The organism is Virgibacillus kimchii, from assembly GCF_055379185.1.
On record NZ_AP043951.1, the window covers coordinates 1,894,803 to 1,914,654 of the forward strand.

16 protein-coding genes and 1 pseudogene are annotated in these 19,852 nt (G+C 41.5%); 7 read left to right on the forward strand and 10 right to left on the reverse strand.

Annotation, left to right across the window (positions count from 1 at the left end; translation table 11 throughout):
• Positions 1-103 precede the first annotated feature (103 nt).
• From ACZ42C_RS09455 to ACZ42C_RS09480, 6 genes and pseudogenes are all read left to right on the forward strand, one after another.
• Positions 104-172 (forward strand): annotated as a pseudogene (locus ACZ42C_RS09455) (SEC-C metal-binding domain-containing protein); the annotation flags it as partial.
• A 9-nt stretch (positions 173-181) separates the two neighbouring features.
• Positions 182-2,047, forward strand: coding sequence for a tetratricopeptide repeat protein (locus ACZ42C_RS09460; protein ID WP_461181182.1), 1,866 nt, complete (start codon positions 182-184; stop codon positions 2,045-2,047).
• A gap of 161 nt (positions 2,048-2,208) precedes the next feature.
• Positions 2,209-2,604: a DUF4064 domain-containing protein gene (locus tag ACZ42C_RS09465; protein WP_461181146.1), complete on the forward strand. Its 396-nt coding sequence runs from the start codon at positions 2,209-2,211 to the stop codon at positions 2,602-2,604.
• 164 nt (positions 2,605-2,768) lie between these two features.
• Positions 2,769-3,395 carry a metal-dependent hydrolase gene (locus ACZ42C_RS09470; protein WP_461181145.1) on the forward strand — a complete coding sequence of 209 codons (627 nt, stop codon included), beginning with the start codon at positions 2,769-2,771 and terminating at the stop codon, positions 3,393-3,395.
• Between the two features lie 159 nt (positions 3,396-3,554).
• Complete coding sequence (locus tag ACZ42C_RS09475) at positions 3,555-4,127, forward strand: Uma2 family endonuclease (protein WP_464891354.1); 573 nt, start codon at positions 3,555-3,557, stop codon at positions 4,125-4,127.
• 123 nt (positions 4,128-4,250) lie between these two features.
• Positions 4,251-5,060 (forward strand): alpha/beta fold hydrolase, encoded by an 810-nt coding sequence (locus tag ACZ42C_RS09480; protein ID WP_461181181.1) that lies wholly within the window; start codon positions 4,251-4,253, stop codon positions 5,058-5,060.
• Between the two features lie 105 nt (positions 5,061-5,165).
• Here ACZ42C_RS09480 and ACZ42C_RS09485 read toward each other — a convergent pair whose 3' ends face one another.
• The 3 genes from ACZ42C_RS09485 to ACZ42C_RS09495 form a co-directional block, all read right to left on the reverse strand.
• Positions 5,166-6,689: an immunoglobulin-like domain-containing protein gene (locus ACZ42C_RS09485; RefSeq protein WP_461181143.1), complete on the reverse strand. Its 1,524-nt coding sequence runs from the start codon at positions 6,687-6,689 to the stop codon at positions 5,166-5,168.
• An 86-nt stretch (positions 6,690-6,775) separates the two neighbouring features.
• Positions 6,776-7,417: a class D sortase gene (locus tag ACZ42C_RS09490; protein WP_461181142.1), complete on the reverse strand. Its 642-nt coding sequence runs from the start codon at positions 7,415-7,417 to the stop codon at positions 6,776-6,778.
• Positions 7,418-7,429: 12 nt separating this feature from the next.
• Positions 7,430-9,532, reverse strand: a complete 2,103-nt coding sequence (locus ACZ42C_RS09495; protein WP_461181141.1) for an immunoglobulin-like domain-containing protein — start codon at positions 9,530-9,532, stop codon at positions 7,430-7,432.
• A gap of 554 nt (positions 9,533-10,086) precedes the next feature.
• On the opposite strand from ACZ42C_RS09495, the gene ACZ42C_RS09500 reads away from it, so the two are divergent.
• Positions 10,087-11,583, forward strand: coding sequence for a response regulator transcription factor (locus ACZ42C_RS09500; protein ID WP_461181140.1), 1,497 nt, complete (start codon positions 10,087-10,089; stop codon positions 11,581-11,583).
• A gap of 218 nt (positions 11,584-11,801) precedes the next feature.
• Here ACZ42C_RS09500 and ACZ42C_RS09505 read toward each other — a convergent pair whose 3' ends face one another.
• The 7 genes from ACZ42C_RS09505 to ACZ42C_RS09535 all read right to left on the reverse strand — a co-directional run bounded on the left by ACZ42C_RS09505 (position 11,802) and on the right by ACZ42C_RS09535 (position 19,363).
• A complete protein-coding gene (locus ACZ42C_RS09505) occupies positions 11,802-13,655 on the reverse strand; it encodes an AMP-dependent synthetase/ligase (protein WP_461181139.1) in 1,854 nt (617 codons plus the stop codon).
• 54 nt (positions 13,656-13,709) lie between these two features.
• Complete coding sequence (locus tag ACZ42C_RS09510) at positions 13,710-14,852, reverse strand: thiolase family protein (RefSeq protein ID WP_461181138.1); 1,143 nt, start codon at positions 14,850-14,852, stop codon at positions 13,710-13,712.
• Between the two features lie 18 nt (positions 14,853-14,870).
• Positions 14,871-15,713: an SDR family NAD(P)-dependent oxidoreductase gene (locus ACZ42C_RS09515; protein ID WP_461181137.1), complete on the reverse strand. Its 843-nt coding sequence runs from the start codon at positions 15,711-15,713 to the stop codon at positions 14,871-14,873.
• 27 nt (positions 15,714-15,740) lie between these two features.
• Positions 15,741-16,532, reverse strand: a complete 792-nt coding sequence (locus ACZ42C_RS09520) for an enoyl-CoA hydratase/isomerase family protein (protein WP_461181136.1) — start codon at positions 16,530-16,532, stop codon at positions 15,741-15,743.
• A gap of 13 nt (positions 16,533-16,545) precedes the next feature.
• Positions 16,546-17,757 carry an acyl-CoA dehydrogenase family protein gene (locus ACZ42C_RS09525; RefSeq protein WP_461181135.1) on the reverse strand — a complete coding sequence of 404 codons (1,212 nt, stop codon included), beginning with the start codon at positions 17,755-17,757 and terminating at the stop codon, positions 16,546-16,548.
• On the reverse strand, positions 17,754-18,887 hold the full coding sequence (locus ACZ42C_RS09530) for an acyl-CoA dehydrogenase family protein (RefSeq protein WP_461181134.1): 1,134 nt from the start codon (positions 18,885-18,887) through the stop codon (positions 17,754-17,756). The genes ACZ42C_RS09525 and ACZ42C_RS09530 overlap by 4 nt, the downstream gene beginning before the upstream one ends.
• A 131-nt stretch (positions 18,888-19,018) precedes the next feature.
• Positions 19,019-19,363 (reverse strand): SCP2 sterol-binding domain-containing protein, encoded by a 345-nt coding sequence (locus ACZ42C_RS09535; protein ID WP_461181133.1) that lies wholly within the window; start codon positions 19,361-19,363, stop codon positions 19,019-19,021.
• Between the last annotated feature and the right edge of the window lie 489 nt (positions 19,364-19,852).

Consider the following 19,852-nt stretch of genomic DNA (forward strand, 5'->3'; position numbering starts at 1 on the left):
TGGTAAAGAAGAGCAGTTGGGACAGCGGACGCCCCATCCCTTGTGAAAATCAACGAAATCCTGCATACTAAAACTATCAAATCTTAATGCGGAGTGTATGATGATGAGCAAGCCTAAACGAAATGATCCTTGTCCATGCGGCAGCGGAAAAAAATATAAAAAATGTTGCGGAGCTTCAAATGTGGTTGAATTAAGCCCCGTGCTGTACGATAGGGAATTGGAAAATCTCCAGGAAATGCTGGCAGAGTTTGCAATTGTAAACTACGAGAAAGAAATAAAGGATATTTACATGGAAAACACTCTCCCGGAATTATACGATAACGAAGATTTAATAGATACGTATATGGCGGGATTGCTTCCATACATCGTTTTCCATGAAACCATGCCCGGCACAAATCAAACAATTTTCGATGCATTTTTTCAAACACAGCACCCCAAAATCAAGCGTACGAGAACGAAAAAAATATTTGAAGCGTGGGCAAACAGCGCTCCCGCTATATATGAAATTGTATCCGTTACTGGAGAATCACCTGGTAAAGTCTTATTGCAAGATGTCATAAACGAAGAAACATTTGAAGTTCCCGTGGAAGGTGAAACTGAATGGAGCAAGGGGAATATCCTAATTGCCATGCTGCTACCTTATACTAATAATCACCAATTTCTTTTTGAAACAATTGAATTTGACAGTATGATGAAAGAGAAACTTATAGAGTTAGCTGAGGCTTACATTGCCCAGGATGGCAATCTGACAGAATACTATTCCGATTTTTTAGTGGAAGCACTGACTTTACTTCCTCCAGCCAAAGCATTGGAGTGGAGCAACCCTGCACATGAAATGGTGGCAGCCCATTTTTCCAACAGGATGAATGAGCTGGGCGAGTTAGAAGAAGATATGATTGAAGCAGGCGTTTTACTCTGGTATTATTACTGCCAGCTTAAAAATCCTTCCATAAAGAAAATTGGACCCTATGCCGCTTCCCTCGAATATTTGGTGCGCAATAAATGGGGCGGCGAAGATTATATTACGCAAAACCAGCTTGCAAAGGATTATGATACAAACCCTGGCACCATCTCAAAAACCGTACGGAACATAAACGCAGTCATGGATGAGAAAATGGAATTGATCATGAATGAAATGGAAGAACCGTCGGAAGAAAATGGCACTTTGATAGGTCAAAATGAAAATATGGAAGATATATTACACGATATCCAAAAAGTCATGCAAGAACAGGATTTTCAATCAGAGGAAGAAATGAATGCATTTTTGGATCAAATATTATCAAGCGGGGAAATTCCTTCACCTCCCTCGAATGATCCCCGCTATAAGGCCAGGGAAAAGTTGAAAGAGGCAGAGAGAATGAAAGGTCCGCAATATGCCAGGAAAAGGGAAAAACTAATTAAAGAAGCATTGAGAATTCACCCGAACAGCCCGGATGCCTTTCTCCTGCTGGCAAATGATGCGAAATCATTTCGGGAATATCATCATCTCATCCATCAAGCCATCATTGCAGGGAAAAAAGATTTGGGGGAGGAATTTTTCCGGGAAAATAAAGGCTATTTCTGGGGATTACCTGAAACACGACCATTCATGCGGGCCAAAGCTGCTTATGGATCTGTATTGCATAACATGGAATTGGTTGAAGAAGCGGCAAGTGAATTTGAGGAAATGCTCGAACTTAATCCGAACGATAATCAGGGAATTCGGTACACGCTATTACTCATTTATATGGAAGAAGAACAATTTAAAAAAGCAAAGCAATTAATGCATAAATACGAAAAAGACAATGCAGCAGCTTTTAAATTCAGTCAAGCCCTCATTCATTACATGACAAAAGGAATGACAAATAAAACGAAGACGCTATTAAAGGAAGCAGATAAACAAAATCCTTACGTGAAAGACTACCTGTTATCCAAAAAAGAACTTCCCGAAGAACAACCAGCGTATATTGGCATCGGTGACGACAGTGAAGCGATTGCCTATGTACAAGAACATTTTCATTTATGGGTGGGGGAAGATGAGTTGCTTGATGAACTTGGGAAATTGTAATATTTCTTACAGTACATTGCGAAAGATAGAATAAGCCGGCTTTATTGCAGGGAAGCTGGCTTTTTTATGCAGTGGGTTTTATTTTGATGAAAATTCTATGACTCATACCTTTTAATTTTTTGCTATATTATTAAGAAGAGAAAATTCGAGGAGGCTGCTGTATGAAACGTACCGCTGAATTGGTGTTGGGGATTATTGGAACGGCGATTGATTTTATCTTTTTTATCGGTCTCGGTATTTTACTTTTGCTTATTAATATTGGTGTTGGCTGGTCAGGAATGGAAAGATATCTGGATGATGTGTTGAGCAGCTTTTTATTAGTGCTTTTGGGTGCTTTATGGATTCCCGTCATTAGTTCTTTTGTCAGCTTTGTCCTCGGACTGATTGCTGTCATTAAGGTTTCCGGCAGCCCGAAACTTTCAGGCGGACTGTTTATTGCGGCTGCTGTCATAAGCAGCTGGCTCATGTTCTCCGGCATGCTCTTTCAATCTCTCTTTTATTTGGCAGCAGGCATTCTTTGTTTTGTGAGAAAAGATCCGGAGAAAGTTAGTGTATAGCGAACTCTGCTGAATAAAATACGAATAGCTAAGCAGCTTATTTTTGGTCCATTCTGTTATTAGATGAAAATACAGGATTCCCTTGTCACAGTTGCTCTCAACACCCCCTTTATATTTATATGAGATAAAATAGCAAAACCAGTAGATTAGAGGAGTTAGATATCATGAATGGCACACTTCATGCGGCAGTGGGAGGGGCGATCGGTTACATAGCAGCAAATAACATGGGATCTCCCCCATCAGCAACCGTTTTATTGATAGGACTTGGTGCCGTTTCCGCATTGGTTCCTGATTTAGACATTGATGGAAAGCTTCGTGGAAGAATCACTATATCACATAAATTGCTGAGAACAATAGCTCAGTTTATTGGTGTGTTTATGATCTTTTACAGCTTTTATGAAGGGACGGAAGCTACCACATTTGTGGGAGCAGGAATCGGGCTGGCGATCCTGTTGTTCTCTTCACGACTCAAACAAAAACATATGCTCACACTGACAGGGATCGGCGTCTTGGCCGGAGGTATTTCACTCCAGGAAAGCTGGCTCACTCTTTTTGCCGTTTATATTTTAATTGCATCTGTCGTTTCCCATCGCGGTTACACGCATTCGATCTTAGGGGTTATATTTTTTGGCATGATTGTATCCAGACTTGAAACTTCCATCGGCATGGAGGGTGTCTTTTATACCTGTCTTGCCGCTTATATCAGCCACCTTGTGACGGACAGTAAATTCCTGCCTTTTAATAAACGGGGAATTAAGCTGTTTTTGCCTGTTTCGTCGAAGGAAGTGTGAACATGATGATGTTTATGGGGAGATGGCTCACATCTCTCTATCCCTCTACCGTTTTATTTTATAGATCACCTTATATGGTTTAAAACATATATTGCATCGAAAATAATTTGTTAATTCCAACAAATAAATTATAATAAAGATAAATATGATTTAAGGGTGGTGTTTAATTTGAATACACCGGAAGAACAAAATAAAACATTCGAAGAGTACCAAAGGTTGCGTGAGGAAACGGCTCAACGTCTGGAATATATAAACGGTACTGTTTTTATGTCAGCACCCCCAAACACCATACATCAACGAATTTCAATGAAATTGTCAGCAATTTTGTACCGTATATTGGAAAATAAAGATTGTGAAGTAATTGCCGCTCCTTATGATATCGAATTATCTGATGACCGGCAGGATGAAAAAAATATTGTAATTCCTGACCTATCCGTCATTTGTGATAAAAACAGCTTTACAGCGAACAGATATGTTGGTCCGCCTGAAATTATTATAGAAATACTGAGCCCTTCCAATCAATCCCATGATCTTATCTATAAAACAAATCTATATCAAACGTTTGGGGTGAAAGAATACTGGATTATTAATCCGATGCTTTCCAACATTATGGTTTACACCATGGGAGATAATCAGCACTACCGGTTAGCTGAGAACGAAAAACAGGGTATCGTAAAATCAAAAGTTATAGAAGGATTTGAAGTTGACGTAGAAGAAATCTTTAAGAGCTAACCTACTATGTTCCAGGAGCCGCTTCTAATCCAGGAAAAATCAGCCCAGATTCTCTCTCAATGCGTTTGGGAATATAAATAATTAATTATTATTTTCACAAAGGAGCTGAAACATTTGGTATCAATGAAGGAATTGTATGTGGAAGTCGACAGCGGCGTGGAATTATTTGTTCAGGAAGCCGGGGACGGAGATCCTATCGTATTTATCCCGGGTTTTACTTTCACTACAGAAGTCTTTTCTAAACAGGTGGAATTTTTTTCAAAAACAAATCGGGTGATTGTAATAGATCCAAGGAGCCACGGGAGATCCACCAAGGTTTTACACGGAAATGATTATGTCACCCATGGTGCAGATCTCGCAGGCGTATTAGCGCAGCTGAACCTGAACAATGTCACGCTCGTTGGTTGGTCTTTCGGTTGTCTGACTGTCTGGGAATACTTCAAACAGCATGGTGCTTCCAATATAAAAGCCATGGTTATGATAGATATGCCGCCGAAATCCCTTTCCGTCGATCAGGAAGATTGGGTGGAAGGTTCGCTGAATGACATTGCCGGTATTTACACCACTTATTTGCGTGAGCCGAAAGGGCAGCGGGCCTTCATTACTGACTATATCACCCAGGTGATGGTGCAACGGGAATTGCAGCCCGTGGAATTAACCTGGCTTGTTGAGCAATCGCTGAAAACTCCATACTATATAGCCGGAAACCTTTTTGCATCAGGCATGTTTTCCGATTATCGCGAAGAAGCCAGGGCGGCAAGCAAAGCCGTTCCGACTCTAACCGTAGTAGCGGAACACTGGGCTGATACAGCGACGTCCTATATTAATAAAAATTACCCGGATTCACAAATAGAAGTACTTGGCGGGCATATGATGTTTTGGGAGTATGGAGATCAATTTAAAGCTTTGGTGGAGCAATTTTTAGCCGAGTAAATATTTATTTGGAAATCTTTTAAAGGATGATCTCTAAATTAAAAGCTGCTTTGTATCTGAAACAATATACAAAGCAGCTTAATCAGGTACACTCCTTGATCCTAATTAAGATACAATTTTTCTGCTAATAAAAGCTATTGCACCACCAACGAAGACCATCAATGTACCAATCACCATAAATAATGGATGGTTTGTAGCCGTATCAGGCAGTTCACCGCCTCCACCTGATTTGTAAGTATCAACTGCTTGTACATCCCCATCCTTCATTTTTTCGTGATCTCCATTTTTATCATGCTGACTTATCTGACCTTCTTTATCTTTGTCTTTTTCCTCTTCTTCCAGGTTTTCTCCAGGGTCACGCTGTTCCCCTTCCGGTTCTATTACATTTACAGTACGTATCCTGATTGCTTCATTTCCTGCAGTATCAGAGACTGAATAAGTAACCATATATTCCCCGGCTTTCTCAGTGTTTACATCCGAGCTTATTGTAATCTGCTCTGTCAGATCTCCATCTACTATATCTTCTGCAGTCGCACCTGGCTCAACATATTCTTCGCCTGCTTCCAACTGCAATTCTTCATCGCCGTTTAACGTAATCACCGGGGCTTCAGTGTCCACTACTACAACTGTGCGTTTTACTTCAGCATTATTCCCTGCAGCATCGGAAACGGTGTAAGTCACTATGTACTCCCCGGGCACATCTGTATGTACCTCACCGTCAATTTCAATAGCATCTGTCAAATCACCGTCTACATTATCTGCCGCCGCTGCACCTGGTTCAATATAGTCTTCACCTGCTTCCAGTTCCATCTCGTTATCACCATTTAGCGTGATAACAGGTTCCTCCCGATCTATAGGTTCAATGGGTAAAATTTCCTCAAGAAAAAGATCAGCAATTACTTCGTAGCCTTCTTCGGTTGGATGGATATCATCAGGGTTTGGTAAATATAATTCATGTTTTCCATCAAAAGCTTCAAATGTTGGAATGTATATTGCTCCATTTTCTATTGCAATTCCTTTAATCGTTTCATTCAATAAGTCTATCATCAAAACGATAGGATCCTGCATGTCTTCCAAATAAGGCAAAGCATTATAATAACCAAGCACATAAACTGGTGCATCCTGATTTTTATTGTTTATTTCCTCAAATATTTCCGTCATATTTGTTTCAACTTGAACTATTGCTTCTTGGGCATCCCCTATAATTTCTTCTAAATTTTCCGGGTCAAGGTTTTCCAAGTCGACGGCCTGTAATAAATCATTGGCTCCTGCTCCAATTGTGATAAGATCAGCTTCCTCTATTGATTGTAAAATATTATTTGTATTGTTTAATAACTGATCTAAAACATCTTCTGTAGTAAATCCGCCCACACCTGCATTTGTCAAATTAACTTCATAGTCATGTTCATCCTCAATACCTTGCTGAATAAATACTGGATAACCATTACCAAGCCTGTTCCCCGATTCATCCGGTTCATTTAAATAACCTGCTGCCAAAGAATCGCCAAGTGCTGTATATTCTAATGTTTTCTGTTCTTCTGACTCTGCCATCACACTTAGCGGTGATAAAGTAAATAGAGCAAGTAAAAGAAGTATAAGTATATTTATAGACCTTTGCATAAATTGCATATTTTATATTCCCCCTCAATTGAAAAACTGAATATTTACTAAGAAAAGGCACAAATACCATGGTATTCGTGCCTTTTAATCAAAGATTAATTCATATTTAAGAGATCGCCTTTTCTGATCAGCTCTGCCTGTACAATATATCTGTCAGGCGCACTGCCGATAAACTGAAATGGATAGCAAGTGGATAATGTTAAGGTTGGTTCCTCTTTATCAACGATCACACTATGATCATCGGCATCGGTAATCCAGGTTTTATTAATTTGATATTCATAGTCTTCACCCTGGTAATTGACATATATAGAGTCACCTTCCTGTAAATCCCCTACCGGACGGAATACACTATCCCTATGTCCTGATAATACCGTATGTCGGCCATGATCCGGCGGAGCAGTCCACTCACTTTCATACATGCCGACACCTTTTGCCAATGCCTCATCACCAGTGCCCCAGAATACATCAAAAGCTAAATCTACTGCCGGTATAATGAGTTTGGCAATTTCATCTCCATCATGGTAATCTATCAGATCCAACTGGGACTGATGAAAAATCTGTTCAAAAACTTCCGGCTCATCTTTATAGGAAATATTTTCACTGCTATCATGATCCAATGCTTTGACAACATGGCCATCCACATTTTCTACAGATTGTACACTACTCCAAAATTGATACCCATACCAGCTTGTCATCACGATACCGGCAATCATGCATACGATCCCTAACTTTCTCATTAAAAAGTCACCCTAGCTTAACACTCTTTTTCGTACAAAAGCGATTGCTCCACCGGCAACTGCCAGGAGGGAACCAATTAACATAAGCAGTGGATTGTTTGTTGCCGTATCAGGCAGTTGTCCTCCGCTACCGGACGTTGCTGTTCCATTTTCGGATTCATCTTCATCGGTGGTTCCATTATCTTCCTGAGCGCCGTTTCCGTTCTCAGCCTCTTCTTCTTGTACGTCCTCCTCTACACCTTCACCAGGTGGTCCCTGCAGATTAGCTACTACTTCCCACCCGTCTGCTTCCACGGAATAAAGATACACATCACCGGACACTGTATCAAGATAGAGGTCCCCATAGTTACCTTCAACTTCTTCCGGTGCTCCTTCTCCTGTCAGCCAAGTTGCTCCATCAACACCATCTTCTCCTCTTAATGTACCAAGGAGTTCCCAGCCATCTTCATCTTTTCCGTACACATTGAATGTAGCTGTGTCAAGATAAAGATCACCTTCTTCGCCTAGTTCAGCAGCTGGTTCACCTTCACCTGCAAACCAAGTTCCTCCGGTTTCTTCTCCGGGTTCTTCACTTTCCTCTGATTCAGCAAAAACCCCATAAGTGGAAAAGTGGGTTATTTCAATGGTGATCGTTCCGGACTGCTCATCAACAGTACCTTCCTGAGCAAGCCAAACACCTTCTTCTTCATTATAATAATAGATGGCTACTTCATCCGCTTCATAGCTTTCTGAATCATATTCCATTTCCAATGTAAATGATTCGGCAGGCTCTGCACCATCCGGATAAGTAAAACTAAAATTATATATGTCTCCAGCAAGCGCTAATCCTTCAGCGTCTGTATCACTTGCATCCGTAACCGTCAAAGTAGTGCCCTCCGGCAAATCAGATGGCAATGTTACAACAGTACCGGATTCTTCTATAATCACAGTATCTCCACTATTAACCTCTGTTTCCTCACCTGGGGTAACTGGTACTTGTTCTTCCCCATTTTCATCAGGTTCGACAACATGTACCGTACGTGTTTCTGTTGCTTCATTTCCTGCAGCGTCGGATACAGTGTAAGTTACAGTATATTCTCCAGGTTCTTCTGTATTTACTTCGCCACTAATTTCAATTTCATCTGTCAGGTCTCCATCTACATTATCTTCCGCTGTTGCACCCGGCTCTTCATATACTTCTCCAACTTCCAGTTCCATTGGATTATCTCCGTTAAGTGTAATCACCGGTGCTTCGGTGTCCTCTCCATCTTCATCCGGATCGACAACATGTACCGTGCGTGTTTTTTCAGCTTCATTTCCTGCAGCATCGGATACAGTGTAAGTAACAGTATATTCGCCTGGTTCGTCTGTATTTACCTCACTGTTATCAATTTCAATTTCATCTGTTAAATCTCCGTCTACATTATCTTCTGCTGTTGCACCTGGCTCATCATATTCTTGGCCAACTTCCAACTCCATTGGGTTTTCACCGTTTAACGTGATTACTGGTGCTTCGGTATCCTCTTCTTGTTCTTCAATTGGGATGGTTGCTATAACATTAACATCTTCATCAGGATCACAAGTAACAGGAATTTCACCAAATGAAGGTGTTGCTATCGTTGTTACAACTTGACCAGCAGATATTACTACTTCACCTTCGTCAGCAGCAGTGAAATTAACGTCAATTCCACCTTCTTCAGCTGGTACAATGAAATTGATTTCTTCCGTATTTTCATCAAAGGGTTCATAAAACGAAAAATCCCCTTGGTCCGTTATATTTGGATCATCTGAGTCCGTATTTGTAGTTGTTATATTAAAATCGCTAACTTCTCCTTCAAGTTCATCAAGTAGTGTAGTCAAAATTGAAGGAATTTCCAAATTAACTTCTGAATAAAATCCCTGTAGATTAAATTCCTCATTAGGTTCTACAGAGTCTGGCACAACACTATTAGTTTCAATTTGCATATCTAGGGGATCAACAAAACCGGCTAATTCTGGAGGTAATTCACATGTATAACTAAAACTACCCTCTGCCGCACTAACCCCCATACCGGTTGCATACATCATAAACATCGGAACCACCAGCATGGCAGCTGCTACTTTTTTAAATAACTCACTAATTGTAAACGCCTCCATTCTTTAGTTTTCTACTTCTTTCTTTCTGACAAAGATCTATGCTCTGTTAGGTTCCACCTCCCCACAACAACTGAATAAGTATTCATCCATGATGTCAGTTCAGCTATTTTGCTGTTATCATACAGTGTAAAATAGTTGCTTACTTGTACCAATTCCTATAATTATAGGAATATTTTTAAACTCATTTTTTACTACCGACATTTGTATGTTTCTATTGATATAGCCTTACAACTACACTTCAAAAGAGAGTAATAAAAGAAGAAACGTGTTGCATATAAATAATTTTATAATTCGTATTTATTTGTGTTTTGTCAGAATATGACTTATAATAACATTATCTTTAAAGGATTCTTTCAATATTGAATGCAGAAAGGATTATCGATCTAATTGTTGAATATATTTCCAGTACACACATAAACATTTAATTTATAACGAAAGAATGTAAAGAGGTGGGTAAATTCAAATAAGCTTCTGTTATATAATAAATTGATCCGAAGACATAACCAGTTTTAATCGTTTAACAATTTTCAACCTATTTAAGAAAGGAGAAAATCATGTCTCTCACGTTGGACCGGCAAATGGATACCCTGTTTCAAAATGGTTTGAAGACAATCAAGTTGCATGAAAAAGCAGTTTTGCAGGAGTGGGAAAATATATATACGCATTTAAAAAACTCAGGCCGCAGAACAGCAGACAATTTGCAGAAAACAATCACATACTTTTCCAACGTCCTTTTATCAGAGGAAAAAGAAGATATGGAAGACCGGCTGGCAGCATCCCGGCACAATACATCCTTTCAAACAAATCAATTTATTATTACATTGCTTGAAAACGCCGTACATAAAGTTATACAGACAAATTCAGACCATACATACCATGAACGGCAGGCAGTGCAATATCTCTTTTCAACCATCAGTGATGATTTATTGACACAGCCGTATGAGCAATATTTTTCCATAGATTCCTTTTTAAAAAATCTCGTGTTCTCCAATCAATTACCAATTGAATGGGCTGCTGTCGTCAGCAAAAACAACGATTACTACATGGTGAAAAAATGGTTTAATCATTTGAATCAGACTTCCATATTAGGTAATGACGTTTTGAAAGCGGATACAATATATGCGTTGTCCGAACTGCTGCTCAGCCGGACTTCCGAAGAAAACAGAAGAAAATATAATGTATTGCCTGTCCCCCATGATGACTTTACCCTGCTGTTTTGCAGCCGTCAGGAAGATACTTCTTATATCATGCCATTTATCACGCATGCATTGCAGATCTTCCAGAATGGAAAAGATACGTTTGAAGTTACAAAGCAGGAACAGCATTGGAAGGATTCGGTAATTATGTTTAATGAAAAAATAATCCAATCACGGAATTACCATGAGGCCGTGGAAAGTATAACTGCTGGATTTGTGGATTATTTACCTTTCGAACGATGTGCATTATTCTCTTATTCTGTGAATGAACAGATGAGCTTTGGACTATACGGACATCAGCTTGATAATAAAGCGATTCAAAGTATAACAGCAGATATGAACCATTTACCGTTAATTCAGAATAACATGCAGCTCTTAAATTTTTTTGGAAAAAGCATGGATTACCTGCAACCGATGTACATGAAAAATGCAGCAGACGGGCTCCCCGACCAATATGTGCAACAATTCAACCTGCGTTCCATCGTCGTGGCACCCATCTTTCTGGCAGCATGCAATACATTTTTGGGAGCCGCTATTTTAGATCAGGGACCAGGAAGATATTTCAAAGTTACAGAAGAAACGTTTTCTGCATTGAAGAAATTCGGACAAAGTGCCGGTGAAATACTGGCAGGCTATCTTGATGAACATAAGAAATCCCCTGGGCTGCATTTATCGCCAAGGGAGATTGATGTACTTAAACTTATGGCAGAAGGAGCCTCCACAAACGAGGCTGCGGGCAAGTTAAATTTAAGTGAATATACCGTTCGTGATTATGTATCTGCCATTATGCAGAAAATGGAAGCTCGCAATAGAACGGAAGCTGTTGCCAGAGCTATTCGTGAAGGATTAATTTAATACGGACAAAGAAAGAGTCAGGGACAATAGTATATACTCAAAAGGAAAGCCGAATGATAAGCAAACACGCCTGCTCCGGCAACATTGCCCTCTCTGGTGAAATTGATTACCCTCTCAGGGTGTGTAAGGCCCAGCAGGCTCACTATCTTGCCGGAGTTAATAAATCAACATTGTTTCGGGAGTAAATATCCCACTTGCATCCCAACTCTTTCTTCTTATTATCCGCTCTCCACCACTGCTTCCGAACCGACTTGTGCACCAGCATAATCCTCGCCGTAAGTTTCCTGGATTAGCCGCTTATATTTGTCTTGTATAAAGTTAATCCGCATCGACAATTTAGGGGTTAACTCACCGTTTTCCACACTCCATTCATCTTCTGCAATCACTATTTTTTTCGGTATTTCAAAGCCGGCAAAAGTTTTTGTCTGGTTTTTCACTTCCTGCTGAATTAATTCCTGCACTTTCTTGTTACGGTAAACTTCCTGAAGGGAATTAGAGGTAATTCCATGATGTTTTGCCCAGTCCATCACATTTTCAGCATCCGGTTTAATCAGTGCAATAATATACTTTTGATTTTCTCCGATTACAAGAGAATACTCGATAAAACTGCTTTCATTCATAGCATTTTCTATCAATTGCGGAGCCACGTTTTTCCCGGTGGATAATACCAAAATACGTTTTTTGCGGTCAATGATCCTCAGGTAATTCTCATTGTCCAATTCACCGATATCCCCAGTAAACAACCAATCACCGTCAAAAGCGCTTGCTGTTGCCTCTTCATTATTATAATATCCCTGCATGACACTCGGACCTTTTACGAGTATTTCTCCATCTTCAGCAATCCGGACATCCAGATTCGGCATTATTTTTCCAACTGTCCCGGCTTTAGCCCGCAACATCGGATTTGTTGTCACTACTGGAGAGGTTTCCGTCAAACCGTAACCTTCCAGAATTGGTACATCCAGTGCCCAGAAAAATTTGGCTATTTCCGAATTTAATGTTCCGCCTCCGGACACCATACCGCGTAATCTGCCTCCCAGCTTTGCTTTAATCTTTTGATAGACGAGCCGATCAGCCAGATTCCATTTTCTTAAAAATTTTTTCGGCATTGCTTTCCCAAGCACCAATTCATTTACTGAAGCATTCAAGTAGCGTTCATAACGCTCCCGGCCCACTTCCACTGCCCAATTAAATATTTTTCGTTTTACCGGTGAACCGTTTTCTATCTCTTCACGCACTTTGGCGTATACTTTTTCAAACAGTCTCGGCACACTTGTCATAATCGTTGGACGGATTTCCTGCAGATTATCCTGTATCGTTTCAATACTTTCCGCGTAAGCAATCGTCACCCCTACAGACAACGGGGTATAATGACCTGCCATCCGCTCGAAAACATGGGATAATGGCAAATAGGAAAGCGCCAGGTCCTCCGGTACCAGTTCAATTAACCAAAATTGTACCGCTTCCACATTAGCCAGGAAGTTCCCATGGGAGAGCATAACGCCATTCGGTTTGCCGGTTGTGCCCGAGGTGTGAATAATAGTTGCCAGTTGATCACGGTCGATTTGCTTCCAATACGCTCCCCAGCCGGAGATCGGGTTATCTTTGCCAATCGCTTCCAACTGTTCAAAGGACAAGTCATTCTCGGATGATGAAAAGGAATCATCCGGATACATGGTGATAATGTATTCCACATCGGCATCACCAGCCAACACTTTTTGCCGTTGCTCTTCATTTTCCACCACTACGGTTCGGACGTCTGCATTTTTCAATACATATGCAGCCTGCTCTACAGGTACTGTCGGATATACAGGTACACTCACTGCTCCAATACTTGCGGAGGCAAAATCCGTGATTCCCCACATTGGGTTACTATTTGACAATATGGCTATTTTGTCATTTTCTCCCATGCCTAATTGAGCAAACCCAGATGCTGCATTGAATATTCGGCCCCAAAATTTTTCATAGGTAATGCTTATATACTTCCCTCCCTCTTTCCACATAAAGGCATCTTTTTTCGGAAACTTATTTACTGTGCGATTAAGCATTTCCACCAAATTATTTGATTTCATTTTAAAACCCCCGGATTTCTCCCTATTTCCTCTAGAAAAGGAAAAAGAATAGTTTTACAAACGCTCTATAATCGTTGCCGTTGCCATTCCAAAGCCAATACACATGACTTGGAGTCCGTACCTTCCACCTTCGTCTTCCAACGTATGAAGTAGTGTTGTTGCAAGCTTTGCGCCGCTTGCGCCAAGCGGGTGACCCAGAGCGATGGCACCGCCCCGTTGATTCACTTTGGACATATCAGGCTGCAGTTCTTTTTCCCACGCTTTTACGACAGAGGCAAATGCTTCGTTAATTTCAATCGCATCCATTTGATCCAGCGTTAAACCTGCTTTTTTCAAGGCTTTTTTCGTGGCAGGAATTACCCCGGTCAACATCATGACAGGATCCTCACCAACCACCACACGAGTAATAATACGTGCCCTTGGCTTTATCCCAAGTTCTTTTGCCTTTTCACCGGACATCAGCAGTAATCCTGCTGCTCCGTCACTGATCTGACTTGAATTACCGGCGGTTATCACCCCATTATCCGGCTGAAAAGAAGGCGTTAAGCCTGCCAATTTTTCCATCGAAGTCGTCCGTCGTATCCCTTCATCGAGCCGAAAAGTTTCTTTTCCTTTTTCTATTTCAACATCAATCGGCAAAATTTCCCTGTCAAAAAAACCGTTATCTGCTGCTTCTGCTGCACGTTGATGACTTTCCAGTGAAAATTCGTCCAATTCTTCCCGGGAAAGCGCCCATTGTTGGGCAATCATTTCAGCAGAAAAACCTTGGGGTATAATATTGAATCTCTCAAGCAAATCATTACTAAAACCACCCATGTCACTTCCCATTGGCACACGTGTCATATTTTCCACGCCGCAGGCTATCGCTACATCCGCATCCCCTGCTAAAATCGTTTGCGCGGCATTATGGATCGCCTGCTGGCTTGATCCACACATCCGATTTAATGAAAAGGCAGGCACTTCTACAGGAAATCCCGCAGCAAGGACTGCCATTCTCCCAATATTCCCGCCCTGTTCATCCGTCATCGTGACACAGCCTGTAACAACATCCTCTATAACTGTGGCATCCAGATCATTCCGGTGTACCAATGCTTTTAAAACCGGCACAAGTATATCAACCGGATGTGTCTCAGATAATGCTCCTTTCCTCCGTCCCGCAGCCGTGCGTAATGCGTCTATGATCACTACTTCTCTCATGGATAGACCTCCTTCCCTTTAAAATGTAAACAGTTCAATACCTCCGGACACATTCAGACCAATTCCTGTAATATATTTCGCCTTATCCGAAACAAGAAATGTAATGGCGTTTGCTATATCTTCCGGCTCACCAGGTTGTTTAAATGCTGTTCGATTAATCATACGATCATTCATCTTCGGGTTCCCCATTTTAAATGCCTCTGTGCCAATGATTCCAGGTACAATTGCATTCACATTAATACCGTGTTTTGCCCCTTCCAGCGCCATACTTTTTGAAAAACTTAACAGCCCCCCTTTTGTAGCGGAATAGCTTGCCTGACCAAAGCCGCCTAGGGTACCGGCTACCGAAGCCATATTAATAATACGCCCGTACTGCTGCTCCTTCATATACGGCCAAACTGCTTTTGTACAATTATAGGAACCGGTTAAGTTCACATTTAAATCACGTTCCCAAAATTCATCATTTTGGTTTTCCAATTGTGATACATGATCGAGTGTGCCGGCATTATTGACTAAAATATCAATGCTGCCGAATTCCTCTTTTACTTTTGCAAAAACTTCCTGCACCTGCTCTCGATTCGTAACGTCCATTTTCATGGCAAAAGACCGGCGTCCCATTGCTTGTATCTCCTGTGCCGTTTCTTCTGCATACATGACATTTGTACTTTGCATGACTTGGGCAATGGGCCCAAATCGTGCTGCCTCTTGTTCGTTTGTTTCATCTGATTCTATTAAAATATCTGTAATCACCACATCTGCTCCGGCATCCGCCAAAGCAAGTGCATCTGCACGTCCTAACCCACGGGAAGCACCGGTGACAACAGCTACTTTACCTTTTAACAGTTCGTTCCATGATGACAATGAAATCCCCTCCCTTTTCACATACTATTAATTAATAAATTTTGCCTTTTCTTTTTGAAAAAATGCGGCAAGCCCAATACTCGGCTCATCTGTTAGAAATGTTTCACTAAATGCTTGAGCCTCCACGTTCAATCCCTCTTCCAATGATCCCTCTGCAGCATTCATTGCACGTTTTGCCAGTCCCATGGCATGGACAGCACCCTCTGCAAGTTCTTCGGCAAACGCCGTTGTATCCGCTTCCAAATTTTCCGGTTCCACAGCCTGATGTATAAGTCCTGCGTTTTCTGCTTCTTTTGCTTCCAGCTTTTTTGCCTTGAAAATTAATTCCGTTGCTTTCGCACGTCCCAATAATCTCGTCATCCGCTGGGTTCCTCCAGCACCCGGGATCAGTCCAAGCGATAATTCAGTCAAGCCGATTTTACCCCTTCCCATAATCCTGAAATCACATGCCAATGCGAGTTCACACCCGCCTCCAAGGGCATGCCCGTTTATGGCAGCAATAACCGGCTTTGGCAATTCAGCAAATCTGTTAAAACATGCCTGCATCCTGGCGCTTTGCTTGGCGATCATATTTTCTTCTTCCGCATAATCACCGCTATTTTGAATCATGCCTTTTAAATCCGCTCCAGCCAGAAATATTTTGGGATGACTGGAAGTGAGCACGACTACTCTTACTTCATCATCCTTACCAAGCTCATCTACAGCTGCCTCCAGCTCCAGCATGAGTTCTTCCCCAATGGCATTGGCTGGTGGGTGATCCACCGTAATCCAAGCAACTCCTTTATTTCGTTTTTCTATCGTAATCGTTTGATAGGACACCCTATCCCTCCTTTTATACTTTGATTCCATACGGTTCGTATTGTCGACGGGCAATGATCAGATGCTGTATCTCGTTCGTGCCTTCAAAAATATCGAATACTTTTACATCACGATACAACTTTTCCACCAAATGCCCATTTAAGCCAATCGGCCCGAGAAGCTCCAGACATTTCGCACACACATCGAGTGCCATTTGACCTGCATAAGCCTTGCACATAGCAGCTTCCTTTGCATTGGCTAAACCAAGATCTGCTTTCCATGCTGCTTCCCAGGTTAATAGCCGGGCTCCAGCAATATCCTGTTCCGCCTCTGCCAGTAATTCAGTCGCCAGTCGGTACATGTTTCCCTGTTTCGGAAATTCCCGCTTTACGATATCCAGCGTGTATTCATAAGCTGCACGTGCAATCCCAATTGCCATCGCAGCTACTATCGGGCGTGTACTATCAAATGTTTTCATCGCAACTTGAAAGCCCGAACGTTTAGAGTCACTGGACTGATAGAGTGCTTCGCCACCAAGCAAGTTTTCATCAGGTACAAAACAGTCCTCCATGACCAATTCAGCTGTCTCATTTGCCCGCAGTCCCATTTTTTCTGATATTCTGCTGCACCGAAAACCGGGCGTTCCTTTTTCAATAACGAAAGCACGCTGTCCAGCCTTACCAAGCTTAGGGTCAACCGTTGCAAATACGACAACCCAGGAGGCACGCCCTCCATTTGTTATAAATATTTTTTGCCCATTTAAAATATACCCATCGTCTATTTTCTTTGCGGTGGTTTGAACACCTGAGGCGTCCGATCCTGCTTCAGGCTCTGTTAAGGCGTAAGCTCCCCAACGAGGCTTATCTTTAGTGAAAATGGATAGAAAGCGTTCCTTTTGTTCCGGTGTACCACTGCTCTGTACAGGAGGTCCGCCAAGACCGGCACCAGGAAGGGATAATGTAATCGCAGGGTCTCCCCACGCCATCTCTTCTGTTGCGAGTACGCCCATCCGGTTCCCTTCCCGCTCTTTTTTCCTGCTTGATGTACTTTTCTTTTCACTTCCACCCCCACCGAAAGCAGAAGTATTTAAATGAATGCCCATTTTATTCACTTGATCCAGCCAATCATCCGGCACTTTTTCCATTTTGTCTGCTTCCATGGCAATTGGACGTATTTCATTTTCCGCAAACCAATGGGTCATTTCTTTAATCTGTTTTTGTTGCTCAGATAATTCAAATGAAATCATGTGGCAGCCACCTCCTTTGCTTCAGCAATAATTTGTTTACCGCGTTGCGTAAGAAAATCTTTTTCCCTGCCGTATAAGGCTACTTGAGCTTGCGCATCGCGCATCCATTTTTCTACCGGGAACTCCTGTACAAATCCATGACCTCCAAGCAATTGCACAGCTGAATCGGTAACATAACGAACAGACCGATGCGCTCGGTAAAGTGCTCTTAGCGCAAGTCCTTCTGAAACTGTATCCTGTTCATCTGCTTTGATAGCTGCTTCCCATATCAGGTTTCTGGCAACTTTTGTTTCTATCGCCATTTTAGCGATACGAAATGACACACCTTGAAATTTCGCAATTTCCTGTCCAAAAGCTTTTCGTTCCGCTGTATATGCTGTTGCATAATCCAGTGCTGCTTCCATTAAGCCGACTTCTTTCGCTGCTTCCAATAGATAAATACGCGTACGGGCGTGACGAATCCAATCCTCGGCACTTTCCCCTTCAGACAGCACCTTACGCTTCGAAATTTGAACATCATCAAATAAAAATCGCCCAAGACCTGATGCAAGTAATCCCAGACGATAATCTCCTTTTTCGATCTTCCAATCATTGGGGTGATCCAACAGGAGAACCACATATTTTCCATGGGTATCCTTCCCCGCAACGATGACATAATCAGCAAATAATGCCATCCGTACCGGTTTTGATTCACCCTGCAAAATATACCCACCATCGTTGGGCCGGAGCGTCAGGTTCTCTCCCCAATCCTCATTCATATCGATAAATGCACCAGCTGCTTTTTTCATTAGATCTTCTTTACACAATTCAAGGGATGAATGGTCCGTACTCAATCGTATGAAAGAGGCTGTATCACCAGTCCCCGGTAATCCTTGTATTATTCCAAGATCTCCATAACTAAGCGCCTGCAAAACCTGAACCTGTGTAATCAATGGCAAATTTAGTCCGCCCCAATTCTCTGGGAGCTCAAGCGACAAGAAGCCTAAATCCTGTACATCTTCTATAAGTTTTTTATCTACTTGCCGGGCACTTTCACATTCACGAGCCATCGGGCGCACCCTGTCTTTAGCAATATTTTTTGCTACTTCCGTAAATGTAGCCTCGTCCTCTGTAGCACGAAATGAAATCACAGATGTTCCTCCTTTTAAAAAGAAAGTATCTATACAATCTTTCTACGAATCAAGGCAGAAGTATAGATCATCGGCTGTTTCGCCGATTTCTTCCAACCTTTCCTCTGACTTCTGGAAAAACCATGTCTTGATTACTTTGCTGCCTGATTGTAAGATGTAAGAATATCCTGCAGTTTTAAGGCGAGACCCATATTACCTTTAATTTTAAGACGTCCGCTCATAAATGCCTGCGTCCCATTCAGTTCACCATTTACCATCTTTTTGAAATCATCTGCTTTCATATTCAATGTGCAGTCAGGCGTCTCAGCATCCCCTTCTGCTGCATAACTATTTTCATCTTTTAAAACGAGTTGATACGTGCCAGACTCATCCCCGTCTAAGTTAAATTGATAAATTGCTTCAACCCCTTTTGCATAACTTGGATCAGCATTAATCGCTGTATCAATCTCCCGGAAAATTTCTCTTAGTTCTGCCATTACTTCTTCCTCCTCAAATAATTTAAAAATTTTTAATGGTATTAGTAAATTTCATAATTGCTTATTTTTACTAAGTATCCGAACGTTAATTAATAAAAATATGTTATCATTTGATAATACAGAACGCTAGCCTGTTGATTGGAGCGGAAGACGGCGACTCCAGCGGGAACAGCGATAGCCGAAGACCCCGCAGCGTAGCGAGGAGGCTGAGGCAGAGCCCGTGGAAAGCGTCCGTCTGGAGCGGAAATCAACTTTGTTCGGATTTCTATACTAACTTCTCTATTATGAAATTGATTCGTATATATACAGAATAAATTTTACAACACAGAAAATATAGTCCGTAATATGTCGGGTATTCGCTGTAGCCTTACAACGAATGACGAAGATTGTATGAAGTGTAAGGTAAAAAACATGATACATATTATTACCAAGCATTTAGGTGACAACCTTAGTTCATCTTTTGCAGTAAGAAAGTTTAAAAAAGAGGAC